Below are 22,405 nucleotides of genomic sequence, written 5' to 3'. Positions count from 1 at the left end.
ATCGGAGCAGTTTTCCGTTGGTATAGAGTTCGTCCCAACAGCAACGCAGTGCGGATGTAGCGCAGCTGGTAGCGCATCACCTTGCCAAGGTGAGGGTCGCGGGTTCGAATCCCGTCATCCGCTCAGGGTCAGGGGCCGTGTGTCGACGTAATGCGTCGACCTCGGCCCCTTCGCCATTTCACCCGGGGGCCGAGCCCCCGGACCCCCACGGTGCCGTAGCCAGACCCTGGCGCGTCCCTGGCCACGGCCGCGATGTCACCTCTTCGGGTGATGCTTCTGGCGTTTTACACCGTGTGGGTCTTGAACGGGTCGTGCTCGGCGAGGAGCTTGTCCAGCCGGGCCTGGTCGACGCGGGAGACCACCGAGGTCTCCTCCTGTCTGTCGCGCACGCACTTGGCGAGCGTGAACGTGGAGGTGACCAGGTAGAGCGCGCCGAGGGCGAGGAAACCGCGGATCCAGCCGTCGACCGGCAGGTACGCGATCCCGCCGATGACCGCTGACAGCGCCAGGCCGAACGAGATCGCCGCCTGGATGTAGAAAGCCGTCGTGGTGGGGGACGTGGTTCCGGATTTGGTCATGTGACCACGGTCTCGCCAGGGCCCGCGGGTGTCTTGAGCAGTACTACTCAGCCGCGGTTGCGAAGTGGCTACAGCTCGTAGACGTCCAGGACCGTCGGGGCCACCGGGGTCAGGTGGGGGTCTTCGCGTTCCGTCACCTGGCCGCGGGCCATGCGGTACACGCGGAACTCGTTGTCGTGCTCGGGGTCCTGGTCGTCCCAGACGTGCAGCAGCCCGTACGAGCCCGGGGCCAGCTCGCCCGCCCTGGTGAACAGCTCGAGGAGCTCCGGCGCCAGGCGGCCGCCGTGCTTGTCGAAGCCCGCGAAGTGGAGCATCGGCATGCCCGCGCTCCAGCGGAGGTCGACCAGGTCGAAGTCGCCCGCGTCGCGGATCGCGCGATGCACGCGGTCGACCAGGCGCTCCAGGAGCGCCGCGTCGTCATCGCCGCTCGCGGTCGCCTGGATGGTCACCCAGCCGTGATATTCGAACACCCGCAGAACGGTAGCAAGAGATCAACCGCGAGCTCAGCGGGCCAGCGCGGACGGCTTCCCGTCGCGGCGCAGGACGTTCGCGAGCGCCCCTTCGCCGTGCCGCTCGAACGCCGGCACCAGCTTCTCGCCGAACACGCAAAGCGTGCGCTCCCAAGGGTGGCCGAGCGTGCCGAAGGAAAAGTCCGAAGACAGGAACAGGTGGTAGTCCGCCCGCGGGAACACCGGCACCGGCCAGCGCGCGCCCGGGGTCATCAGGTGCGGGCGGACGCGGTAGGACTGGTGCTGCCAGTGCAGCGCCCACATCCAGTCGTCGGGACCGCAGACCTCGCGGAACGCCGCCAGCGCGATCGCCGAGACCTGGTGCTCCTCGACCGCGTACGGGCCGAGGCGGAACTCGGCCGAGGCGCGGTCCAGGTCGCCGGGCGAGAGGTCCCAGGTCCGCGACGGCGACGGCTCGCGGAAGCCCGGCCACGCGTGCGCGTAGGTGCTCGGCAAGAACCCCAGCTTGTCGTACACCCAGTACCAGGCGGGCTCGTCGGCGACGCGGGAGACGGCTTCCCAGGCAGCATTCACTTGTTACGACCTCTGACTTGGCCAGGCACGAAAGAACACGCGAAAGCTTCGTGTTCGTCCTCCGGTTTGTCCAGTCCTCATTCGCTCCTCGCGAACTGTCTCACTCGACCGGGTGGGTTCTGTCAGATTGTCACCATGCGAGTCCTCTTCGTCCACGGTGCGTTCGTCCGGGACGGCGCCTGGTGGTGGCGGCCGACGGCGGACGTACTCGCCCGGCACGGTCTGCGCAGCTCAGCGGCGGTGCTGCCGAGCTGCGAGGGCGAGCCGCGCGGCGATCTCCACGACGACGCCGCGGCCGTCCGCGCCCTGCTCGACGCCTCCGACGAGCCCGCTCTGCTCGTCGGGCATTCGTACGGCGGGATGGTGATCACACAGGCCGGGAACCACCCCGCGGTCCACCGGCTCGTCTACGTGACGTCGTTCCTGCCGGACGTCGGCGAGGCCCTCGCGGACTTCGGCGGCGCCGAGCCGCCGCCCCGGCACGTCAGCCACGGCGACGGCACCGCGAGCGTCCGGGAGGAGCTGGTGCGGCCGCTGTTCGCCCAGGACTTCGACGACGCCGAATACGCCGGCGCCGCGGCGCGGCTCACGCCCCAGAACGAGTCGGTGTTCGGTCAGCCGACGACGGCCGCCGCGTGGCGCGAGATCCCGTCGACCTACCTCGTCTGCGCCGACGATCGCGCGACGCTGCCGGAGCAGCAACGAGACCAAGCCCGGCGCGCGACCGACGTCGCGGAGCTGCCCGTGGCGCACCACCCGTTCGTCACGCGGCCGGAGCTGGTGGCCGAAGTGCTCCGGACGACGGCATAACCCAGCACCGGCTGCCGGGGGGAGGCGCCGGACGGCTCCGGCGCCTCCCCCGGCTCAGGCGGCGTCCCAGAGGGTGAGGAACGCCGAAGCCTCGCTGCGGGCCCAGGGCCGCAACCGTTCGCGGTCACGGGCGGACAGCTGGAACTCCTTGCTCCGGCGGACGTCGATCACCAGCGCGTGCCCGCCCGGCAGGACGTCCGGCATCGCCTGTTCCAGTACCCACAGCGCCAGCTTCGCCGAATCCCTCGTCAGCGGTTCCTCCTTGAAGTAGAGCCAAGTCGCGTAGCGGCGGCCGTCGCTCTTGCGGAGCCCGAGCTGCGGGCTGACGCCGATCTCGAGGTCGCCGATCGAGCAGCGGCCGCGCCCGACCTCGACCAGCCGCGGCGACTTCCGGCCGAGGTACCGCAGCCAGCCCTCGGCGATCGCGGCGTAGTGCGGCTTCGTCCGGTCGTCGGCGGCGTTGACGAGGGCGCGCAACGCCGTCGCGTCCTGCCCCGCCGCCCGCCCGGACCGCACGGCGTTCGCCGCTCGCCGGTAGTAGTTGAACGCCGCCCGTGCCGGGTCTTCGTACTGCCGGCGCTGCCGCCGGACGAACGACGACCGCGACGGACCGTTACTCGCGCTGTAGCCCACGAACGTGGACAGGGTGATGTAGGCCATGGCCCTGCCTTCCTCCATCACGCCACCCGCGCACGGGTGGCATCTCCCCTGGACAACGCCTATTTTAGAACATATGTACGACAGTTTCGGCGTCCGAGAAGGTGACGGAAGGCGGGGACTCCCGCAAAGAGCGGACTTGCGCTAGGTTGCCGATCAACCTCGAACCGCAACCTCGCAGGTCGGCCCCACGTGCCAGACTGATGCCCCGAATGGTGGATGGGGGTCCCAAGGATGAGCTGGCAGGAAGAGCTTCGCCGTCTCGACTCGGAGCTTGCCGAAGGCCGCATCGAGCCTGCTGAACACCGCAAGCAACGCGACGAGTTGCTCGCGCAGGCCTCCGGTTCGACCGTGCCCTCACCCGTCCCTTCCCCGTTGCGCCGTCCGGGTGACACCTGGCGGAGCGCCAACCCGGCGAGCCACCCCGGGCCGCCCCCGCAGCGCATGGAGTCGCCGCGGCCCGCGGTGCCGCACCAGAAGCCCCACCCGCCCTGGCAGCGCACCGGGCTCCCGGCGACGGTGAACGCGAGCCCGGTGCCGGCCATCCCGGACCACATGACCACGGCGCCGAGCCCGGCCGACATCGTCCCGACCCGCTACCTGCGCATCGACGGGCCGGCCGCCCACCAGCCGGGCAGCCGGTTCCCGCCGATCACCCCGCCCCGGGGCGAAGCCCACGTGCCGCCGCCGCGGGAGACCGGACCGGAAGAACCGCCGGGGAAGCACCGTTTCGGCGGTGACGGCTCGTCTTCCGGGCGCACCTGGCCGTTCGTCGCGCTCGGCGTCCTGGTGGTGCTCGGCATGATCGTCGGCGCGACGATGTGGCTCGGGCAGGACGACCCGAAGCCGAACCCGCTGTCGACGTTCGTGCCGCAGCCCCCGGCCGCCGCGGCCCAGCCGCAGCTGGAGGACCAGGTTCCGCCGCTGCCCGGCAAGCAGTACCCGGAGAGCTCGACGATGTCGCTCGCCAAGGGTCTGGACCTGAACCTCTACCCCAAGGAGAGCGCGCAGGTCTTCTCGCAGCACGGCATCACGCAGTTCGTCTACCGCGGTTCGGCCACCGGGGACACGGGGTACCTCGCGTTCGCGCTGCCGACCACGTCGCCGGACGACGCGAAGGCCGTCATCGACTACCTGCGCGCGGCCGCCGACGCCGGCGGGTTCGTCCCGCTCGCGGCCGATCCGAAGGTCGTCACCGGCCGCAACGGCGACCGGCGGATGAACGGGACCTGGTACACCTCGGGCAAGGTCGCCCTCGTCGTCTGGGCGTCGCAGCCGTTCGACAAGGACAAGACCGAGCTGAAGACCAGCCTGGACAACGCTCTCGCGGTGTTCCAGAAAGCGCTGCCACCGAGCTGATCAAGCCTGGTCGAGGAGCCCCGCCAGCGTGCCGCGGGCGACGTCGGCGCCGAAGAGGCGGTCCACCACGGTCTTCCCCTCTTCGGACAGCCGTTGCCACAGCTTGTCGTCCTCGATCAGGGTGACGATCTCCTCGGCGATCTCCTCGGCCGTGCTGCCGACGAGGACGTCGCGGCCGTGGGTCAGGTGCATGCCTTCCGCGGCCAGCGGAGTGACGACCGCCGGCACGCCGTAACCGAGGCTCTCCCCCAGTTTCCCCTTCACCCCGGCGCCGAAGCGCAGCGGTGCGACGACGACCCGGGTCTCCCGGTAAGCGCTGTCGAGGTCCGGGACCCAGCCGCGGATGACGACGCCTTCGCCGGCGAGGTCGAACATCTCCTGCGGCGGGTTGCTGCCGACGATCTGCGCCACCGCGTCCGGCCGCCGTCGCCGCACGAGCGGCATGATCTCGGTGGCCAGCCAGCGCGCCGCGTCCCGGTTGGGCAGGTGGTCGAAGCTGCCGACGAAGAGCACGCCCGAGCGGCCGTCCGGAACGGCGGGCACGGCGTCGGCGTGGTGCACGTTGGACAGCACCTCGACGCGCGCCGAGGGCACCAGCTCCCGCAGCAGCGCACGCTCCACATCGGACACGGTGAACGTGACGTCGGTGGCGCGGGTGAGGCCGAGCTCGGACTCGCGCAGCACTTCGGCCCGCCGCCGCAGCGTCAGCTCCTCCCGGGTTTCGCCGAGCTGCGCGGCCAGGTCGGCCTGCCGGTTGAGCCGGACGAAGTGGAGGTCGACGGTGTCGTAGGCGATGACGCAGTCCGGGGCGTGCTCGCGGACCTGCTCCAGCAGCTGCCACGCGACGTGGGGCCGCGACAGCACCGCCAGCCGGAGGTCGGCGCCGGCGTCGCGCAGGAACTCCTGCTGCTCGCCGAGCCCGGTCACCACCGTGACGCCCGCGCGGTACAACGCGTCCGCGTACGGCTCGGGGAGTGCGTTGTTGAGCGGCATGAACACGACCCGGTGGCCGAGGCCGACGAGCAGCTCGAGGATGCGGAACATCCGCACCGAGCCGGAATCCTTGTCCGGCATCGGCACCTGGTGGTCGGCGACGAGCACGGTGCCGCCGCGGTGGCCGTCCTTGGTGCGCTGCCGCCCGGCCCAGACCGCGCGCGGGCTCGCCTCGGGGAAGTGGTCGCGCAGCTGGACGCTCCACTTGTCGACGAAGACGCCGCGGTTGAGCTCCTGGTGGCGCTTCACTCCGGAGGAGACGTCCGTGCCGTTGGTGATGCCTTCGTGGTGCACGACGACCGACGCGGGCTGGACCATCGTGCGGTACCCGTTCGCACGGACGGCGAAGGCGAGGTCGGTGTCCTCGTAGTACGCGGGCGCGAAGCGCTTGTCGAAGCCGCCGATGCGCTCGAACAGCTCGCGGCGGACCAGGATGGCCGCGCCCGAGCAGTAGTCGACGTCGCGCAGGGCCTGGAACCACGGGGCGTCGGGCGACTGCAGCCTGCCGTAGTTCCAGCCGGTGCCGTCGGCCCAGATGATGCCGCCGCACTCCTGGAGGCGGCCGTCCGGGTACACCAGCTTCGAGCCGACGAGCCCGACGTCGGGCCGGGACTCGACCACGGCGACCAGCTCGTCGAGCCAGCCCGGCCGGACTTCGGTGTCGTTGTTGAGGAAGAAGATGAAGTCGCCGCGCGCGTTTTCGGCGCCGAGGTTGCAGGCGCCGACGAACCCGAGGTTCTTCGGCGCGCGCACCAGCCGGACCCCGGCGCAGCCGGCGACCCGGTCGGCCGAGTCGTCGCGGGAGGCGTCGTCGACGACGATCACCTCGAACGGCGTCGCGGGCAGGTGCCGCTGGATCGAGTCGAGGCAGGTCCGGGTGTACCCCCAGTTGCCGTAGACCGGGATGACGACGCTGACGATCGGCTGGTCGCTGGTGGTGACCGCGACCGGCCCCGGCACCGGCGGCGTGGCCGGAGCCGCGCCCGCCTGACGTCCGAGCGCCGTTTCGTAGAGGTCACGCCGGCGCGTGCCGCGCGGGGCGAACTTCTCGATCGACCCGCGGTACTTGCCGATCAGCCGCTGCGCGAGCGCCGACGTCTCCGCGCGGAGCTTCTCGTTCTCGGCGGCGAGCCGGCCGATCGTGTCGGCGAGCCCGGTGTTGTTGCCCGCCAGCCACGCGAGGCGCTCGGTGTCGTAGCCGGACTTGCGCTTGAGGAGGTTCAGCTCTTCGGCCGCGCGGCGCCGGTCTTCGCGGGCGCGCTCGGCCTGGCCGAGCGCCTCGTCGCGCTCGGCGGCGGCCTGCCGTCCGGTGGCCGCGGCGTCGGCCAGTTCGGCGGTCAGGCGGGTCTCGGCGGCCGCGGCCCGCTCGCGCTCGGCTTCGGTACGGGCCAGTTCGGCGCGGAGGCGACCGGCTTCGGCCGCGGCGCGCGCGACGAGCGTCAGCTTCGGGTCGAGCATCGCGGACGTCGAGGGGACCTCGACCGGCCCGGCCGACGCGACGGCGATGAAGTAGGTGTGCGGCGCCCCCGGCTCGACCACCCAGCCGTCCGCGTCGTCCGGCCGCACAGTGAGCACTTCGGCGCCGGTGCCCGCGCCGTTGTCGTGGATCAGCGAACCGACCGCGACGTTCTGGCGCAGCACGACGATGTGCTCGAAGCTCTCCGAAAGCAGCGAGCGGAACGCCGGGCCGGTCAGCTCGTGCACGTGGTACGGGTTCTCGTTGCCGTGGTCGTGGGAGTAGACCTCGACGTCCGGCGTGCTGCACAGGAAGATCCCGGACGGCGTGAGCCGGTTGCGGACCAGTTCCATGAGCCGGTCCTGCTCGTCGACGTGCTCGATCGCTTCGAAGCAGGTGATGACGTCGAAGCGTTCGCCGTCGAGGGCCGCGGGGTCGGTGATCGAGCCGGTCTCGAAGCGGACGCCCGGGTAGTTCTTCCTGGCGTGTTCGACGGTGACCGGGTCCAGCTCGAGGCCGACGACCTCGGCGCCCGCCTTCGCCATCAGCGCGCTGCCGTAGCCCTCGCCGCTGGCCAGGTCGAGCACCCGCTTGCCGGCGACGAAGCGGGCCGCGAACGCGTAGCGGTGGTAGTGCTCGTAGATCACCTGGAGATCGTCGGTCCACGGCACGCACCGCTCGCCGGTCCACTCGATCAGCCGCTCGCCGTTCGTCCCCTTGCCCATGGCGGGCAGATTAGCCGTCCGAGCAGGGACGCGGGGGCGGGCCTCACCTTTCGAGGAGGCGCAGCCCGACCAGGATGTAGGCCAGCGTCCGCCGGTCGGCGCCGGAACCCGCCGTGATCGACCAGTCGGCGTCGAACGAGAGCCGGACCTGCCGGTGCGCGTCGATCGCGACCGGCACCACCTGCTCGCGCAGTCCCGGCCCGACGTCCGCCTTCGCGACCGGCACGCCGTCGACCGCGATCGTCACGCTGCCGTGGTCGGCCGAGTCGTCCGGGACGAAGGTGCGCAGCTCGAGCGCCCCGACCGCCGCCGTGGTGAGGAGCGGGAACTCGACCGACGGCGCGGCCCAGTCGTCGTGGGCGACGCCGTTCATCCGGCCGGTCACGACGCCGGCTCCGCGCACCAGCCGGTCCCCGGTGGTGCCGCCGGGCCGAAAGGAAACGCGTCCGGCCGGATCGACGACACTCGTGTCGCGCACGGACCGCTCCGGCGTCCGGGAGCCGTGCACCCGCAGGGGCTGCTCGGTGGGGTGGAAGAGGCCGATGAGGTGCGTCGGGCTGACGACGCCGAGGTCGACGAGGGTGTCGTCGAGGGTCCCGAGGTGGTCGAGCAGCCGCACGTCGGCGGGCTCGGCGAGGTCGAAGCCCGGGCCGTAGATCCGGTCGACGAACGGGTCGATCACGTTGCCGTAGGGGAAGAACAGGCTCGGGTGCAGGTGGTCGAGCAGTACCGGGAGCACGTCCTGGGCCCGGATGCCCTCGAAGCCGTCGGCCGCGCAGTCGATGTCGACGAACTGCTCGTCGACCGCGCCGGTCATCGCGTTGCGGCGCAGCCGCGGCGGCAGCGTCGCCCAGATCCGGTCGATGACCTCCAGGGCCTCGGGCCAGCGGCGGTGGCCGTTGCGCCCGATCATGTCGTGCACGACGAGGACCCCGCTGGGATCGAGCCCGGCGCGGATCTGGCCGTAGAGGTGTTCCAGGTCGAGGACGTGGTGCAGCGCCTGATAACCGACGACGACGTCGTGGGCGGTGTCGGCGCGCCAGGTGTTGAAGTCGGCGGTGAGCAGCTCGACCCGGTCGGCGACGCCCAGCTCCCGCGCCGACGCTTCCGCGCGCGCCTGCATGTCGGGGTTCAGCTCCAGCAGCCGCAGCCGCACGTTGTGCTGCCCGGCCGCGGCCAGCGTGCGCAGCCAGCCGAGCTCCTGGTCGCCGTTGCCGCTGCCGAGCGAGAGCACGACGACGTCCCGGTCGAGCCGCTCCGCCCGCTCGGCGATCTCGCCGACGATCAGCTCTTCGATGCTCGGGACGCCGAGTGCTTCGAGCTTCGGCCGCGTGTGCCGCTCGGACCAGTGGTGCGCTGACGGCGGCAGGTTGCCGTGCACCTCGACCTGACCGGCGAACGTCTCCCGCTCGCGCGCCAGACGCTGCTCGTAGCCGGGTCCCCGGTCGCTCATCGCTATCCCCGCATCCCCGGTTCCGGCTCGTCCGGTTCCGGCCCGGCGCTAGGATACGGGCGTGCCATCCCGACTCCGTCCGCAGTCACCCGCCACCGGGAAACTGCCGCTGACGCCGGAGTCCTGGCTCCCGAAGGAGCACAACCTCTACCGCCCGCGGCACAGCAGCCGGCAGCGCACGGCGTTGACGTGCGCGATCGTCTTCTTCATGGCGCCGGTGCTGCTGTGGGTCGTGGGCGTGCAGCCGACGGCGTTCGAGAACCGGCCGCTGCGGCCGTTCCCCAGCCTCTCCGACGGCTGGGGGTTCTTCACCGGGCTGACCGGCTGGGCCACCGACCACCTGCCGTTGCGGCAGGCCGGCGTGCAGGCCGCGGACGGCATCGGCACCGGCTTCTTCGGCGACCCGCCCGGCTCCGGGCAGGGCACCAACCACGACACCGTCGGCATCGACCAGGGCCAGCACCCCGCCGGCACCGGCGACGTCCCCGGGTACGTCTACCCGCAGGTGATCCCGGGCAAGGACGGCTGGCTGTACCTCGGCGAGGACGTCAACGCGAAGTGCCGGCCGGTGATGGACGTCGACCACGTCGTCTCCGCGCTGCAGCGGCTGCGCGGGGCGGTCGAGAGCTCCGGACGCAAGTTCGTGCTGGTCTTCGCGCCGGACAAGTACACCGAAGAGCCGAGCCACCTGCCGGACGACTACGTCGGCAAGTCCTGCGCCCAGGCCAGGACCACCGACTTCTGGAACCGGGTGCCGCGCGAAACCGGCGCGCTGGACCTGCGCCCCGCGCTCGCCGACGCCAAGCAGCGGCTCGGCCGGCCGCTCTACGACCCGAACGACACGCACTGGTCCTACGACGGCGGGCTCGTCCTGACCTACGCGCTGGGCCAGGCGATCACGCCCGGCAGTACGACGAACTGGCGCGCCGCGCCCGACGGCGTCCGGCCGTGGCCGGCGGACCTGGCCCGCGTGCTCGGCCGCACCGAGCAGCGGCAGCTGCCGACGTACAGCCTCAGCACCGACGGCGGCGCGGACCGGACCCGCTACATCGCCAGCGACTTCCGGTCGCCGCTGCACCTGACGCAGCCGGACGGCGCGGCGCCGGTCGGTTCGATCGCCCCCAAGGTCGGGATCGTGGCCGACTCCTTCACCCAGTTCGCGACGCCGTACCTGGCCGCGACCTGCCAAGACGTCACCATCGTGCACGGCGACACCGTGGCGGAGAGCAACGTCGACCAGCTGGCCCAGATGTTCGCCGACCGGGACGTCGTCACCTTCGAATTCGTCGAGCGCAGCGTCACCGGCGGCTCGTCGTCGCTGCTGCGCGACCAGACGATCGGCGAGCTGGCGAACGCACTCGCCCGGCACCCGCGCTGACCTCGCCGGCGGCCCAGCGACTCACGTCGGTAACGACGGGGTGGTGGCCGCCAACGGGTGAGGGCACCCGTGCACAATGGCTGCGTGCGGCCAGGAGGGATTCGGCCGCGCACCCGCACGTTCGCATGGTTTCGGGACGACCTACCCGAAGGGGGTACCGGGGTGACCTGGCAGGAAGAGCTGCGCAGGCTGGACGAGGAGCTCGCAGCGGGGAGCCTGACCGCGGACGAGTACCGGACCCGGCGTGATCGCGTGCTGAGCATGGCCGTCACGGCCAACGACAGCCCGTCGCAGCAGCAGCCGTCGACCGCCGCGGAGACCCAGATCATCACGCCGGTGTCACCGCCGGCGCAGCAGCAGCCCAACGCCGACCCGGGGGGTTCGGCGGACGCCACGCAGGTCGTGTCCAACGCCGACGCGGGCGGCGGCGAGCGCACCCAGGTCGTGCAGCCGTGGCAGCAGCAGCACCCGAACTCGCCCTCGGGCGGGTTCCCGCAGCCGATGCAGCCGAACTACAACCAGCCTTCGCCCGCCGGCGGGTTCCCCCAGCCGGGGCAGCAGCAACAGCAGCAGCCGTGGGGCGCGGCCCCGCAGGACGTCAGCCCGCCGTGGGGCGGCTCGGACTTCCCGCCGATGGGCCCGCAGAACACCGGCAACGCGGGCTGGATCAGCCAGGGCCCGGAGACGTTCCAGACCCAGCCGTCGTCCGGCAAGGGCAAGAAGATCGCGTTCGCCGCGATCGGGCTGGTCGTGCTGGCCGGTCTCGGGTTCGGCGTCTGGGCGCTGTTCATCAAGGACAACGGCGGCAGCACCCCGGTGGCCCAGAGCTCCAGCCAGCAGCAGCCGCCACCGGCGCCGACCACCAAGCCGCTGCCGGAGCCGCCCGCGGCGAAGTCCGAGCCGAGCGACAACTCCTCGGCCCTGGTGACGCCGGCCGGCAAGACCCGCGCCGGCGGGGGCACGTTCGACATCGCGAAGCTGGAGTCGGCGAAGTTCCTGCCGGCCACCGTGACCGAGCGGCTCAAGCAGGGCGGGATGACCGAGGGTCTGCTCAAGACCACGACCGACGGCGACGTCACGCTCGGCCTCTACGCGCTCGAAATGCCGGACAAGCAGTCCACCGGGCCGGTGGTCCAGGAGTACGCGAACGCCCAGCAGGAAGGCGGCCTGACCGCCAGCCGCGACCTGTCACTGCACGGTGTGCCGGTGTTCGCCGCCCCGGACGGCGGTGACCAGACGGTCTACCGCGCGGTGTACGTCCTGTACGGCCGGGTGATCATCGTCGACGCGTACGGCAAGGACAAGGACGCGACGCTCAGCTCGTTCAAGACGCTGCTGTCCGCGCAGGTCCAGAAGGCGCCGCCGACCGAACGCACGAACAACTGAGATGCAGCTCGAGAAGCGGCTCCGCCAGCTGGTCAAGCGCTACGCCGTCGCCCGGAAGTCGTACGACGACCTCGAAGTCCGCGAGAGCAGGCTGACGGCGCGCCTCGACCAGCTGTCCGCGCGCTACGACAGCCTGATGAACCACCACGACGAGCTGCTCGCGCGCCACGCCGAGGTCGTCGAGGAGAAGCAGGCGTTCGAGGAGCAGTACCGCACGTGGGTGCCGCCCGGGCACTTCTATTCGCCGTTCGCCTCCAAGGAGGAGATCGGGAACCGGGCCGCGGCGATGTTCGACATCACCGCCCGCCCGCCGGCGATCGACCTGCGGGAAGCCGAGCAGCTCGAGCTGTTCGGCACGCTCGCGGACCTCGCCGCCGACCTGCCGTTCACCGCCGAGCGCACGGACGAGCACCGGTACTTCTACGAGAACACGGCGTACTCGTGGTCGGACGCGATCATCCTGCACACGATGCTCCGGCACCTGCGCCCGAAGCGGATGATCGAGGTCGGCTCGGGCTACTCGACGGCGATGACGCTCGACACGGCCGACGGCTGGCTCCCCGAGCTGGAGCTGACCTGCGTCGAGCCGTACCCGCAGCTGCTGGAAAGCCTGTTCCGCCCGGGTGACGAGGAGCGCGTCCGGGTGCTCGGCCAGGCGGTCCAGGACGTCCCGCTGGAGACGTTCGCCGAGCTGCAGGCCGGCGACGTGCTGTTCATCGACTCGACCCACGTGGTCAAGGCGGGCTCCGACGTCAACTACCTGTTCTTCGAGGTGCTCCCCCGGCTCAACGACGGCGTGTGGGTGCACGTCCACGATGTCTTCTTCCCGTTCGAGTACCCGATGGACTGGCTGGTCGAAGGGCGCGCGTGGCAGGAGGACTACCTGCTCCGGGCGTTCCTGATGTACAACCGGCGCTTCGAGGTCCGCTGGTACCAGCAGTTCATGTGGGCCCACCACCGTGAGCTGCTGGAGGGCCGGGTCCCCGAGCTGGCCGGCAACTCCGGCGGGAACATCTGGCTGCAGAAGGTCTCCGAGTAGCCCGAAGGTGTGACTTCCGCCGTGTCGGTGAACGCCGTCCCACTCCCGAACGCCCTGTAAGCAGAGCATCGGCCGTGGGAAGGAGGCGACATGATCTGGATCTGCCTGGTCGCCGCCCTCGCGGTGGTGTTCCTGTTCCGGGCGTTCCGCGTCGTGCGCCGGGTCAGGCGGAGTGACGCGGGGTGACCAGCCCCGACTCGTAGGCCAGCACCACCAGCTGCGCCCGGTCGCGGGCGCCGATCTTCGTCATGATGCGGCTGACGTGGGTGCGGGCCGTCGCCGTGGAGATCACCAGGTGGGCCGCGATCTCGTCGTTCGACATGCCGCCCGCCACCAGGCCCAGCACCTCGCGCTCGCGGTCGGTGATCTCGCGGACCGCGCTCGTGTCGATGCGCCGGTTCTCCGGGCGGCCGACGAACTCCTGGATCAGCCGCCGCGTCACCGTCGGCGCCAGCAGCGCCTCGCCGTCCGCCACCACCCGCAGCGCGCGCAGCAGCTCGACCGGCTCGGTGTCCTTCAGCAGGAACCCGCTGGCACCCGAACGCAGCGCTTCGTAGACGTACTCGTCGACGTCGAAAGTGGTCAGGACCAGCACCTTCGTTCCGGCGAGGTCGGGGTTCGCGGTGATCCGGCGGGTGGCTTCGAGACCGTCGACGCCCGGCATCCGGATGTCCATCACCACGATGTCCGGCCGGTGTTCGATCGCGCCGGCGACCGCCTGCTCGCCGTCGCCCGCCTCGCCGCACACCTCGAAGCCGTCCTCGGTCTCCAGCAGCACGCGGAACCCGGCGCGGACCAGGACCTGGTCGTCGGCCAGCAGGACGCGGATCATGCTTCTCCCTCGATCGGTAGCTCGACGCACACTTCGAAACCGCCGTCGACCGGCCCGGCGGTGCACCGCCCGCCGAGCGCGGCGGCGCGTTCGCTCATGCCCCGCAGGCCGTGGCCCGGCGTCGGCGGAGCGGTGCCGCGGCCGTCGTCGCGCACCCTCAGCGTGAAGGTCCCGTTTCGGCGTTCGAACCGGACGTCGACGTGTTCCGGCTGGTCGGCGTGCCGGACGACGTTCGTCAGCGACTCCTGCAGGATCCGGTACGCGGCCGCGTCGACCGGGGCCGGGAGGTCGCCGGGCTCGCCGTGGACGTCGACCGTGAGCCCGGCGTCGCGGGCGTGTGCCAGCAGTTCGGCGGCCTGGGCGAGGCTCGGTGCGGGCGCCTTGTCCTCGCCCGAGCGCAGCACGGCCAGGGTCGCGCGTAGGTCCTTGAGCGCGGACGCGCTGGCCGCCTTGATGTTGAGCAGCGCCTCCTTCGCCTGCTCGGGCCGCCGGTCGGCGACGTGCGCGGCGACGCCCGCCTGGACGTTGATCATGGCGAGGCTGTGCGCGACGACGTCGTGCACCTCGCGGGCGATCCGCAGCCGTTCCTGCTCGGCGAGCCGGTGCCGGTGCTCGTCGGCCTGCCCGCGGCGCGCGGCGAGCGCGTCGAGCTGGTAGCGGACGGCGGTCCCGACCCCGATGACGGCGACCAGCCACACGACGACGAACCCGGCGCCCGCCTCCAGCGCGAACGACCGGGTCGTGACGACGTGCGTGACGTAGGCGGCGGCCAGCGCGGCCGAGCCGGTGATGCCCGCGGTGAGCGGCCCCCGTTGCCGGGTCAGCATGAACAACGCGATGGTCGGCACGAGGATGACCGGCCCGCCGGGCAGGCCGGAGGCGTAGTAGCCGAACGCCGAGGCGGCCGTGACCAGGAAGAGCGTCAGCGGGAAGCGGTGGACGAACAGCAGCGTCAGGACGGTCGCGGCCAGCCACGCGGCGGCGGGTGGGGTCAGCGGCGTCGCCCCGGGCTGCCACCGCGAAGACGCGCTGGTCGCCCCGAGCACGAAGACCAGAACGACGACGGTGCGCGCCACGCGTCCTGCCCACGGCGGCCTTCTCATGCCGCGAAACCTACCGGGCGCGGCGCGGTGGCGCGTCCGTCTCGGAGCGTGCTCCCGGCGTACGTCGTCAGTCGAACACGAGGGGCAGCTTCGCCGCCGTTTCCTCGTCGGCCGGGGTGTAGGTCGACACCGTGATCTCCGAGCGGCGGCCCGAGTAGAGGTAGGTGAAGTTGAACTGCAGCAGCCCGACGTCCGGGTGCATGTACCGCTTGGTGCGGATCGGCTCGGAGTTGACGTCGTGGTGCGGCCAGAGCTCGGCGAACAGCGGCGACTCCGCCTTGAGGCGCTTGACCAGGTTCTTCCACGCCGGCTCGGCGACGTGCTCGGCCATCGCCGCGCGGAAGGACGCGATCACGCGCGGGATGTTCGTGTCCCAGTCGAGCATCCGCTTGCGCCACTCCGGGTTGAGCAGGCACTGGACCAGGGTGTTGCGGTCCTCGAACGGGATCCCGTCGACGTCGCCCATCAGCCAGCTGTAGCCGCGGTTGTAGCCGAGCAGGTCGCAGCGGGCGTTGCGCACCGCGACCGGGTACGGCTCGAGCTTCTTCAGCATCAGTTCCAGCTGCGGCGAGATGACCTGGCAGTCCTTCTCGTTCTCCGGCTCGGGCGCCCCGGCCAGGCGGAAGAGGTGCGTGTGCTCGTGCGGGTCGAGCCGCAGCGTGCGGGCGATCGCCTGCAGCACCTGCTCGGACGCGTTGATGTCGCGGCCCTGCTCCAGCCACGTGTACCAGGTGACCCCGACGCCGGCGAGCTGCGCGACCTCTTCGCGGCGCAGCCCCGGCGTGCGCCGGCGGCCGTGCAGCGGGAGCCCGACCTGCTCGGGCGTGATCCGCTCGCGACGGCTGCGCAGGAACCTCGCCAGCTCCTGGCGGCGGAGGTCGGATTCGACGGCGGTGGTCATGGTGCCAGGATCGCACGTCTCCGGACCTGGTACCAGGTAGTCGTGATACCTGGATAAACGACAACTGGTACCAGTTTAAATCCGGGGCGATCGTAGTACCCATGACCACGACAGAACTCGCGCCGATGACCTCCGGCGCTCCGGCCAGGCCGGGACTGACCCCCGCCGGCCTGGTCACGGTGCTGCTGGGGGCGGCACTGCCCATCATCGACTTCTTCATCGTCAACGTCGCGCTGCCGACGATCGATGCCGACCTGCACGCGTCCACCGCGACGCTGGAGCTGGTGGTGGCCGCCTACGGCATTGCGTACGCGGTGCTGCTGGTGGTCGGCGGCCGCCTCGGCGACTCGTTCGGCAGGCGGCGGCTGTTCTTCGTCGGCCTGTGGCTGTTCACGCTGACGTCCCTGGCCTGCGGAATCGCCCCGACGGCGACCACGCTGGTGATCGCCCGCGCCGCGCAGGGGGCGGCGTCGGCGTTGCTGCTGCCGCAGGTGCTCTCGATCATCCAGGCGACGACGTCCGGCGAAGAGCGTTCACGCGCGTTGGGGCTCTTCGGCGCGACGGGCGGTTTGTCGACGGTCGTCGGCCAGCTGCTGGGTGGCGCCCTGGTGGCGGCGGACGTCTTCGGGACGGGCTGGCGGCCGATCTTCCTGGTGAACGTGCCGATCGGGCTGGTGGTGCTGGTGATGGCCCGGCGGCTGCCGGAAAGCCGCGCGCACAACCCGCTGGGCATCGACCGGCTGGGGACGCTGTTGCTGGCGACCACTCTGCTGTCGTTGCTGGTCCCGCTGATGGAGGGCCGTGCCCTGGGCTGGCCGGCATGGTCGATCGTGCTGCTGGCGCTGTCGCCGTTCTCGGCCGCGGCTCTGGTGCACGTCGAGCGACGTCTGGAGCGCAGGGGTGGCACACCGCTGCTGCCGCCGTCGGTGATGCGGCTGCCGAGCGTGCGGAGCGGGTTGATGGTGGCGGTGCCGTTCTTCGTCGCGTTCGGCTCGTTCATGTTCGTGTTCGCGATGACGTTGCAGGAGGGTCTGCACTTCGGCCCGCTCGGTGCGGGCGGTGCGCTGACCCCGACGGCGGTCGCGTACTTCACGGTGTCGATGCTGAGCAGCCGCCTGGTGGCGCGCTACGGGCAGAAGGTCGTGCCGGCCGGCGGAGCCATCGTGGTGCTCGGCATGGTGGCGCTGCTGTGCACGACGCTGGCGGCCTGGCCGAACGTGACCATTCTCGACTTGGCCCCGGCGATGGTGGCGATCGGCGTGGGCAACGGCCTGGCGTCGACGACGTTGTTCCGGATCGTGCTGTCCCACGTGCCGACGGACCTGGCCGGCGTGGGTTCCGGGGTGATGACGACGAACCAGCAGACGTCGCTGGCACTGGGAGTGGCGGTGCTGGGGAGTTTGTACGCGGAGCTGTCGGGCTCGCTGGGCAGCCGGGACGCGTTCGCGTGGGTGATCGGGGTGGTGGCGCTGCTGGCGGTGGTGGTCGCGATCACCGCGCGGCGGCTGCCGGACCCCCGGGTGTGACGGTGGAGAGGAAGGCGGACCACGCGGCCGGCGGCACTTCGAGTGCCCCGGCCGTCGGGGCTTTCGAGTCCCGGGCGGCTACGGCTTTACCGATGAACGCCACCTCCACGCAGTCATCGTTGACACCGCCGCCGCTGTAGCTGCTCTTACGCCAGTTCACGATGATTGCCTCCGCTCGGATCACACCTCGGCGATCATCCTCGCGATGAGCTTGCGCGAGTCCTCGTGATCCAGGGCGCGATCGGCGAGATGGTCGAAAGTCAGCCTAGCAGCGCGAACTTCCGCCTCCTTCTCGATCTGAAGCGAGCCGAAACCGTAAGAGAGATAAGCCAAGTCGGGCTCCGCCCGGTCGGGAAAGCCCGCGAGGATGAAGTTGCTGTAGAGACCATCGTGCGAGCCGACGGTCTGCGGCAGCACTTGGATCTCGACGTTCGGCAGCTCGCCCGCCGCGAGCATGCGACGCAGCTCCGCTGCGTCGCATGGCTCGCGGCGGAGGGCGAACTCGTCAACCACCGTGTGCAGGTTCAGCACCGGCGCCTCGGTCAGGCGATTCTGACGGCGCAGCCGAACCCGCACCTGGTTCTCGAGCAGCTCACCTTCCACGGGGTCGCGGGCACCGGCGAAGGTGGCACGCATGTAGTCCTCGGTCTGCAGCAGGCCCGGCACGAAACCGAGCTGGTAGTTCCGGATCCACGACGCCTCGGCTTCCACGCTGACGAAACCGCGATCGCTCAGCCCGAACGCGTGCCACCAGCCCTTCTCCTTGGCGTAATCGAACATCCGCACGTACTCGCCGTAGTCCGAGCTGATGATGCCGTAGCGGTCGAGCAACGCCAGGAAGTCGTTGTAGCCCGGGATGTAGCCCTGCTCGATCCGGCTCATCTTCGACGTGGAGAACCGCAGCGGGCGGCCCGCGTCCTCTTGGCTCAGCCCGGCCGCCTCGCGTAGCTTGCGCAGGGTGCGGCCGAGCTGGCGCCGTCGGTAGTTCGGCTTGGCCGGCCGATCCATGGTGGTCACCCCTCGCTGTCGATCAACCACGAATCGTAGGCCGGGTGTGCCGATGTGGGATTCCCGTGTGCGGGCCGTGTCGCGCTGACTTGCGTCGAGAACCTGCAGGTCATGGACAGGTACGGCTACCCCCACGAGCTCGAGTACCGGCGCGAGGCCGGCGACCGCAGGGTGCACGAATACACCGAGCTCGTCGATGACATGGGGTTCGTCCTCGAGCACCGCAGTGAGCGCTACCAGGGGTGGACCGTCCGGTACGGGACCGCTTGCGCGCACGACTACCTGTCCCGCAAGCGCGCGAAGCCCGGGACCTTCGTCGTCAGCGTCTACCGGTTGTTTCCCGGGCGGCGGGACCACGTCGTCACCATCCGGGTGAGCTGGCCGCCGAAAAAAGGCCAAGTTCACCCGTCGGAAAAGTCGCGCGCCGGACGACTATGAGGGTGTGACGGAACCTCGGGTACGACCGGACCCGGCCTTCGCGCTGCTCGGGCTGTACGAGACGGCCCTGCCGGAGGTCTACGGGTACCTGCTGTCCCGGTGCGGTGACCGCACGCTCGCCGAGGAACTCACTTCCGAGACCTTCCTCGGGGCGGTCGCCGCCTGTCGCAAGGAGTACGCACCTCCAGTGAGCACCGGGTGGCTGATCGGCGTCGCCCGGCACAAGCTCGCCGACCACTGGCGGCGCAAAGAACGTGAGGAACGCGGGCTGCGGCTGGTGCACGACGGTGCACCGGACGTCGAGGACCCCTGGGACGAGCAGCTCGACGCCCTGCGCGCGAGACAGGTGCTCGAATCCCTCGGGTCGCACCACCGCGCGGCCCTGACCCTGCGGTACGTCGACGGCCTCGGTGTGCCCGAGGTCGCCGGCCACCTGGGGCGCAGCGTGCACGCCACCGAGGCGTTGCTCGTGCGGGCCCGTGCCGCGTTCCGGCGCGCCTACGAGGAGAAGGAGGGTCGCGATGCTTGAGCCTTTCGACGCGCTTCGCCGGCCCTCCGAGCGGGTCGGTCCCGACCCGGACTTCGCCGCCGAACTGCGCGACAACCTGCGTCGCGTCATCTTGAACGGAGCCGATATGACGACCACGACCGAAGCACCGGCGACCGACGCCGAACTGCGCTCGCTGACGCCCTACCTCGCCGTGTCCGACGCGCGGGCCGCGCTCGACTTCTACGTCGACGTCTTCGGCGCGACCCGCCGCGGCGAGCCGATCCTCATGGACGACGGCCGCATCGGGCACGCCGAGCTGGCCATCGGTGACGCGGTGCTGATGCTCGCCGAGGAGTACCCGGAGATCGGGCACGTCGCGCCGCAGCAGGGGGGCGCGTCAGTGCGGGTGGAGGTGCCGGACGCGGACGTCAGCGTGAACCGGGCGCTGGAGCTGGGTGCGACGCTGATCCGCCCGGTGAGCGACTCGCCGTACGGCCGGGGCGGCTCGTTCCGCGACCCGTTCGGCCAGCGCTGGCTGGTCTCGCAGGCCGCGCCCAAGCCCGCCGCCTCCCCGAAGCAGGGCGAGGCCATGTACTTCACGTTCCAGGTCCCGGCCGACGAGCCCGCGAAGACGTTCTACGGCGCGGTGCTGGGCTGGCAGTTCACCCCGGGTTCGGTCGAGGGCGCCTGGAACATCGAGGGCGACGGCCAGCCGGGCGGCCTTTGGGGCGGCCCGGGCCGCCAGGTCGGCTGGAAGCTGATGTTCGCGGTCGACGATTTGTCCGCGGCGCTCGCGCGGGTTCGTGAGCAGGGCGGCCAGGCGGGCGAAGTGGAGAACCACCCGTACGGGCTGACGGCCGACTGCACCGACAACCAGGGCATCGAGTTCTGGCTCTGGCAGCAGCCGAGGTCGTGAGTGAGAAACAGTGTTCTAACACTGTTTCTCACTCACGACCCCTGACCACCTACCTGCCCGAGGCGTAGCCCTGCATGCCGCGGGCGTTGGCCGCCGCCCGCAACAACCCTTCGGAGCGCGAAACCGCCGAGAGCCGGCCCAGCGCCCAGTCGCCCGCGTCCACGACCTCGTGGCCGCGGGCGCGCAGGCCGTCCAAAGTGGACGCTCCCAGCCGGGACTCCACCACCAGCTCGCGCGGGTTCCACGAACGCGGGTAGAACGAACTCGGGAACGCCGTCGTGTGCCAGGCCGGTGAGTCGATCGACTCCTGGAGGTTCAGGCCGCCGTACACGTGGGCCAGCCAGAAGCACAGCTGCCACTGGTCCTGCTGGTCGCCGCCCGGGGTGCCGAACGCCAGCGTCGGGACTCCGTCGCGTAGGGCCAGCGACGGCGACAACGTGATGCGGGGGCGCTTGCGGGGCGCCAGGGAGTTCGGCAGGCCCTGCTCCAGCCAGAACATCTGCCCGCGCGAATCGAGGCAGAAGCCCAGTGACGGGATCGCCGGGCTCGACTGCAGCCAGCCGCCCGACGGCGTCAGCGATACCAGGTTGCCCGCCGCGTCGACGACGTCGAGGTGGACCGTGTCGCCGCGGGTCCGGCCTTGGGGCCCCACCGTCGGCTCGCCCGTCGCGCCGCCTTCAGCCTGCATGCCCTGCAGCGAATTCAGGATCGCCGGGAGCCGGGCGGGGCCGCGGGCGTCGCCGGGGCGAAGCTCGGCGGACGCCGTGTCGGTGATCAGGGCCCGCCGGGAGTCCGTGTACGACGCGGAAAGCAGCACGTCCAGCGGCACGTCGGTGTCGCCGTACCACGCCTCGCGGTCCGCGAAGGCCAGCTTCGCCGCCTCGGTCGCCAGGTGGACCGTGCGCTCGGAGGGCACGCCGTCCACATAGGACAGCTCGTCGCGGAAGCCGTACATCAGCAGCGCCTGCTGCAGCAGCGCCGGACCCTGCGTCCAGCCGCCCATCTTGACCAGGCGCCAGTCGCCGACGTCCACCGAGGCCGGTTCCTCGTACGACGCCGACCACGACGCCAGGTCGTCGCCGGTCAGCAGGCCCGCGTGGTCGCGGCCGGAGTCGTCGCGGAATGCGGTCCGGCTGAACTTCTCGATCTCTTCGGCGACGAACCCCTGTGACCAGGCACGACGTCCCGCGTCAATCTGCGCTTCCCGCCCCGACACGGACTCCGCCTCGCGCAGCAGACGCTCCCAGGTGTCCGCCAGGACCGGGTTCCGGTGCACGCCCGAAGCCGGCTTGCCGTCCGGCATCCAGAGCGCCGCGGACGTCGGCCAGTGCTCGGTGAACAGCTGCGAGACGGCGCTGATCGTGTCGCTGACCCGCGACACCAGCGGGATGCCGTTGCGCGCGTACCCGATTGCGTACGTCAGGACCTCGCGAAGCGACTTCGTGCCGTAGTCGCGAAGCAGCAGAAGCCAGCCATCCCAGGCGCCGGGGACGGTCGCCGGGAGCAGGCCGCTGCCCGGGATGAGGTCCAGCCCCAGCGAGGCGAAATGCTCGGGCGTGGCCCCCGCGGGCGACGGGCCTTGACCGGCCAGCGCCCGCGGGGTCGGGTCGTCCGCCGTCACGAAGAGGCCTGGTACCTGCCCGGCCGGCCCGCAGAGGTGCGGCTCGGCGACCTGCAGGACGAACCCGGCCGCGACCGCCGCGTCGAACGCGTTGCCGCCGTCTTCCAGCACCGCCATCCCGGTGGCCGAAGCCAGCCAGTGAGTCGATGCCACCATCCCGAAGGTGCCGGCCAGCTCGGGCCTCGTCGTGAACATGCCCCGATAGTACGCATTGCTAAGGAACTTTTACCAGGATGCCGGGCGACGCCGTTCCGGCTCGTACGGCTGCGTGATGACTTCCATCCCGTTCCCGCCGGGATCGAGGAAGTAGACGCCACGGCCACCGTGGTTGTGGTTGATTTCGCCGATCTGCTTTCCCATCGGGTCGGCGTGGTACGTCACGCCGGTTTCGACGAGCCTCGCGAAGACGGCGTCGAAGTCATCCTCCGGGACCAGGAAGCAGTAATGCTGCAGGCGAAGGTCCTCTTCGGGGACGGTCGCGAAGTCCAGCCGGACGCCGTTGCGCGTCTCGACGGGGATGAACGGACCCCATTCTTCCCCGACTTCGAGGCCGAGCAGGTTCGCCAGGAATTCGGCGGATTCCCGGTTGTTCCGGGACGGGACGATCAAATGGTTCAATTCAACGGATACGGAAACTGACACGGTGAAATGCCTCCACGGGCACTCCCGCCACCTCCATGCCTCACCCAGCCG

The 22,405-nt window shown here is 70.9% G+C and carries 22 protein-coding genes and 1 tRNA gene; 10 read left to right on the top strand and 13 right to left on the bottom strand.

Annotated features, from left to right (window positions below):
• Window positions 1-50 precede the first annotated feature (50 nt).
• Window positions 51-123 (top strand) — tRNA-Gly (locus tag AA23TX_RS41430).
• Window positions 124-284: 161 nt separating this feature from the next.
• Here the strand turns inward: AA23TX_RS41430 and AA23TX_RS41425 are convergent.
• From AA23TX_RS41425 to AA23TX_RS41415, 3 genes are all read right to left on the bottom strand, one after another.
• Complete coding sequence (locus tag AA23TX_RS41425; RefSeq protein ID WP_155548402.1) at window positions 285-578, bottom strand: YiaA/YiaB family inner membrane protein; 294 nt, start codon at window positions 576-578, stop codon at window positions 285-287.
• A gap of 68 nt (window positions 579-646) precedes the next feature.
• The gene (locus AA23TX_RS41420) at window positions 647-1,048 is read right to left on the bottom strand and encodes an immunity 7 family protein (RefSeq protein WP_155548401.1); all 402 of its coding nucleotides are present in this window, start codon (window positions 1,046-1,048) and stop codon (window positions 647-649) included.
• A 33-nt stretch (window positions 1,049-1,081) separates the two neighbouring features.
• Window positions 1,082-1,621, bottom strand: coding sequence for a DUF2716 domain-containing protein (locus AA23TX_RS41415; protein WP_155548400.1), 540 nt, complete (start codon window positions 1,619-1,621; stop codon window positions 1,082-1,084).
• A 135-nt stretch (window positions 1,622-1,756) separates the two neighbouring features.
• On the opposite strand from AA23TX_RS41415, the gene AA23TX_RS41410 reads away from it, so the two are divergent.
• On the top strand, window positions 1,757-2,431 hold the full coding sequence (locus tag AA23TX_RS41410) for an alpha/beta fold hydrolase (RefSeq protein ID WP_155548399.1): 675 nt from the start codon (window positions 1,757-1,759) through the stop codon (window positions 2,429-2,431).
• A gap of 54 nt (window positions 2,432-2,485) precedes the next feature.
• Here AA23TX_RS41410 and AA23TX_RS41405 read toward each other — a convergent pair whose 3' ends face one another.
• Window positions 2,486-3,109: a hypothetical protein gene (locus tag AA23TX_RS41405; protein ID WP_230863040.1), complete on the bottom strand. Its 624-nt coding sequence runs from the start codon at window positions 3,107-3,109 to the stop codon at window positions 2,486-2,488.
• A gap of 213 nt (window positions 3,110-3,322) precedes the next feature.
• Between AA23TX_RS41405 and AA23TX_RS41400 the strand changes: the two genes are divergently transcribed.
• Window positions 3,323-4,447, top strand: coding sequence for a hypothetical protein (locus AA23TX_RS41400; RefSeq protein WP_155548398.1), 1,125 nt, complete (start codon window positions 3,323-3,325; stop codon window positions 4,445-4,447).
• Here AA23TX_RS41400 and AA23TX_RS41395 read toward each other — a convergent pair whose 3' ends face one another.
• Window positions 4,448-7,621: a glycosyltransferase gene (locus tag AA23TX_RS41395; RefSeq protein ID WP_155548397.1), complete on the bottom strand. Its 3,174-nt coding sequence runs from the start codon at window positions 7,619-7,621 to the stop codon at window positions 4,448-4,450.
• Window positions 7,622-7,664: 43 nt separating this feature from the next.
• On the bottom strand, window positions 7,665-9,074 hold the full coding sequence (locus AA23TX_RS41390) for an SAM-dependent methyltransferase (RefSeq protein ID WP_155548396.1): 1,410 nt from the start codon (window positions 9,072-9,074) through the stop codon (window positions 7,665-7,667).
• Window positions 9,075-9,135: 61 nt separating this feature from the next.
• On the opposite strand from AA23TX_RS41390, the gene AA23TX_RS41385 reads away from it, so the two are divergent.
• The 3 genes from AA23TX_RS41385 (at window position 9,136) to AA23TX_RS41375 (ending at window position 12,877) form a co-directional block, all read left to right on the top strand.
• On the top strand, window positions 9,136-10,452 hold the full coding sequence (locus AA23TX_RS41385; RefSeq protein ID WP_230863039.1) for an alginate O-acetyltransferase AlgX-related protein: 1,317 nt from the start codon (window positions 9,136-9,138) through the stop codon (window positions 10,450-10,452).
• 162 nt (window positions 10,453-10,614) lie between these two features.
• Window positions 10,615-11,838, top strand: coding sequence for a DUF1707 domain-containing protein (locus AA23TX_RS41380; RefSeq protein WP_155548395.1), 1,224 nt, complete (start codon window positions 10,615-10,617; stop codon window positions 11,836-11,838).
• Window position 11,839: 1 nt separating this feature from the next.
• The gene (locus AA23TX_RS41375; RefSeq protein ID WP_155548394.1) at window positions 11,840-12,877 is read left to right on the top strand and encodes a class I SAM-dependent methyltransferase; all 1,038 of its coding nucleotides are present in this window, start codon (window positions 11,840-11,842) and stop codon (window positions 12,875-12,877) included.
• Window positions 12,878-13,040: 163 nt separating this feature from the next.
• Here AA23TX_RS41375 and AA23TX_RS41370 read toward each other — a convergent pair whose 3' ends face one another.
• The 3 genes from AA23TX_RS41370 to AA23TX_RS41360 form a co-directional block, all read right to left on the bottom strand.
• A complete protein-coding gene (locus AA23TX_RS41370; RefSeq protein ID WP_155548393.1) occupies window positions 13,041-13,709 on the bottom strand; it encodes a response regulator in 669 nt (222 codons plus the stop codon).
• Complete coding sequence (locus AA23TX_RS41365) at window positions 13,706-14,812, bottom strand: sensor histidine kinase (RefSeq protein WP_196425822.1); 1,107 nt, start codon at window positions 14,810-14,812, stop codon at window positions 13,706-13,708. Before AA23TX_RS41365 ends, AA23TX_RS41370 begins: the two co-directional genes overlap by 4 nt.
• A gap of 67 nt (window positions 14,813-14,879) precedes the next feature.
• A complete protein-coding gene (locus AA23TX_RS41360; RefSeq protein ID WP_155548392.1) occupies window positions 14,880-15,713 on the bottom strand; it encodes a helix-turn-helix transcriptional regulator in 834 nt (277 codons plus the stop codon).
• 101 nt (window positions 15,714-15,814) lie between these two features.
• Here AA23TX_RS41360 and AA23TX_RS41355 point away from each other — a divergent pair, with 101 nt between their 5' ends.
• Entirely contained in the window at window positions 15,815-17,239 is a 1,425-nt protein-coding gene (locus tag AA23TX_RS41355; protein WP_155548391.1) for an MFS transporter, read from the top strand.
• Here the strand turns inward: AA23TX_RS41355 and AA23TX_RS41350 are convergent.
• Both AA23TX_RS41350 and AA23TX_RS41345 read right to left on the bottom strand, forming a co-directional pair.
• Window positions 17,205-17,399 carry a DUF397 domain-containing protein gene (locus tag AA23TX_RS41350; protein ID WP_155548390.1) on the bottom strand — a complete coding sequence of 65 codons (195 nt, stop codon included), beginning with the start codon at window positions 17,397-17,399 and terminating at the stop codon, window positions 17,205-17,207. The genes AA23TX_RS41355 and AA23TX_RS41350 overlap by 35 nt on opposite strands.
• Before the next feature lie 20 nt (window positions 17,400-17,419).
• Complete coding sequence (locus tag AA23TX_RS41345; protein ID WP_155548389.1) at window positions 17,420-18,247, bottom strand: helix-turn-helix domain-containing protein; 828 nt, start codon at window positions 18,245-18,247, stop codon at window positions 17,420-17,422.
• A gap of 111 nt (window positions 18,248-18,358) precedes the next feature.
• Between AA23TX_RS41345 and AA23TX_RS41340 the strand changes: the two genes are divergently transcribed.
• Genes AA23TX_RS41340 through AA23TX_RS41330 form a run of 3 tightly spaced genes read left to right on the top strand, consistent with a single transcriptional unit; the run spans window position 18,359 to window position 20,091 of the window.
• Window positions 18,359-18,685 carry a hypothetical protein gene (locus AA23TX_RS41340; RefSeq protein WP_155548388.1) on the top strand — a complete coding sequence of 109 codons (327 nt, stop codon included), beginning with the start codon at window positions 18,359-18,361 and terminating at the stop codon, window positions 18,683-18,685.
• Window positions 18,686-18,689: 4 nt separating this feature from the next.
• Window positions 18,690-19,214, top strand: coding sequence for an RNA polymerase sigma factor (locus AA23TX_RS41335; RefSeq protein ID WP_155548387.1), 525 nt, complete (start codon window positions 18,690-18,692; stop codon window positions 19,212-19,214).
• Complete coding sequence (locus AA23TX_RS41330; RefSeq protein WP_155548386.1) at window positions 19,207-20,091, top strand: VOC family protein; 885 nt, start codon at window positions 19,207-19,209, stop codon at window positions 20,089-20,091. The genes AA23TX_RS41335 and AA23TX_RS41330 overlap by 8 nt, the downstream gene beginning before the upstream one ends.
• Window positions 20,092-20,140: 49 nt before the next feature.
• On the opposite strand, the gene AA23TX_RS41325 is transcribed toward AA23TX_RS41330, so the two are convergent.
• On the bottom strand, window positions 20,141-21,907 hold the full coding sequence (locus tag AA23TX_RS41325; RefSeq protein ID WP_155548385.1) for a gamma-glutamyltransferase family protein: 1,767 nt from the start codon (window positions 21,905-21,907) through the stop codon (window positions 20,141-20,143).
• Between the two features lie 30 nt (window positions 21,908-21,937).
• Window positions 21,938-22,330, bottom strand: coding sequence for a VOC family protein (locus AA23TX_RS41320; RefSeq protein ID WP_338422543.1), 393 nt, complete (start codon window positions 22,328-22,330; stop codon window positions 21,938-21,940).
• Window positions 22,331-22,405: the final 75 nt, after the last annotated feature.

The organism is Amycolatopsis camponoti, assembly GCF_902497555.1.
Taxonomy (GTDB): domain Bacteria; phylum Actinomycetota; class Actinomycetes; order Mycobacteriales; family Pseudonocardiaceae; genus Amycolatopsis; species Amycolatopsis camponoti.
This window is presented reverse-complemented; position numbering and strand designations above follow the sequence as displayed.

What these genes read in the sequence shown, in the direction of transcription:
- AA23TX_RS41425 (WP_155548402.1), bottom strand. Translation starts at nt 578, where the DNA reads ATGACCAAATCCGGAACCACGTCCCCCACCACGACGGCTTTCTACATC.
- AA23TX_RS41410 (WP_155548399.1), top strand. Translation starts at nt 1,757, where the DNA reads ATGCGAGTCCTCTTCGTCCACGGTGCGTTCGTCCGGGACGGCGCCTGG.
- AA23TX_RS41405 (WP_230863040.1), bottom strand. Translation starts at nt 3,109, where the DNA reads ATGGAGGAAGGCAGGGCCATGGCCTACATCACCCTGTCCACGTTCGTG.
- AA23TX_RS41400 (WP_155548398.1), top strand. Translation starts at nt 3,323, where the DNA reads ATGAGCTGGCAGGAAGAGCTTCGCCGTCTCGACTCGGAGCTTGCCGAA.
- AA23TX_RS41395 (WP_155548397.1), bottom strand. Translation starts at nt 7,621, where the DNA reads ATGGGCAAGGGGACGAACGGCGAGCGGCTGATCGAGTGGACCGGCGAG.
- AA23TX_RS41390 (WP_155548396.1), bottom strand. Translation starts at nt 9,074, where the DNA reads ATGAGCGACCGGGGACCCGGCTACGAGCAGCGTCTGGCGCGCGAGCGG.
- AA23TX_RS41375 (WP_155548394.1), top strand. Translation starts at nt 11,840, where the DNA reads ATGCAGCTCGAGAAGCGGCTCCGCCAGCTGGTCAAGCGCTACGCCGTC.
- AA23TX_RS41370 (WP_155548393.1), bottom strand. Translation starts at nt 13,709, where the DNA reads ATGATCCGCGTCCTGCTGGCCGACGACCAGGTCCTGGTCCGCGCCGGG.
- AA23TX_RS41365 (WP_196425822.1), bottom strand. Translation starts at nt 14,812, where the DNA reads ATGAGAAGGCCGCCGTGGGCAGGACGCGTGGCGCGCACCGTCGTCGTT.
- AA23TX_RS41360 (WP_155548392.1), bottom strand. Translation starts at nt 15,713, where the DNA reads ATGACCACCGCCGTCGAATCCGACCTCCGCCGCCAGGAGCTGGCGAGG.
- AA23TX_RS41355 (WP_155548391.1), top strand. Translation starts at nt 15,815, where the DNA reads ATGACCACGACAGAACTCGCGCCGATGACCTCCGGCGCTCCGGCCAGG.
- AA23TX_RS41345 (WP_155548389.1), bottom strand. Translation starts at nt 18,247, where the DNA reads ATGGATCGGCCGGCCAAGCCGAACTACCGACGGCGCCAGCTCGGCCGC.
- AA23TX_RS41340 (WP_155548388.1), top strand. Translation starts at nt 18,359, where the DNA reads ATGGACAGGTACGGCTACCCCCACGAGCTCGAGTACCGGCGCGAGGCC.
- AA23TX_RS41330 (WP_155548386.1), top strand. Translation starts at nt 19,207, where the DNA reads ATGCTTGAGCCTTTCGACGCGCTTCGCCGGCCCTCCGAGCGGGTCGGT.
- AA23TX_RS41325 (WP_155548385.1), bottom strand. Translation starts at nt 21,907, where the DNA reads ATGTTCACGACGAGGCCCGAGCTGGCCGGCACCTTCGGGATGGTGGCA.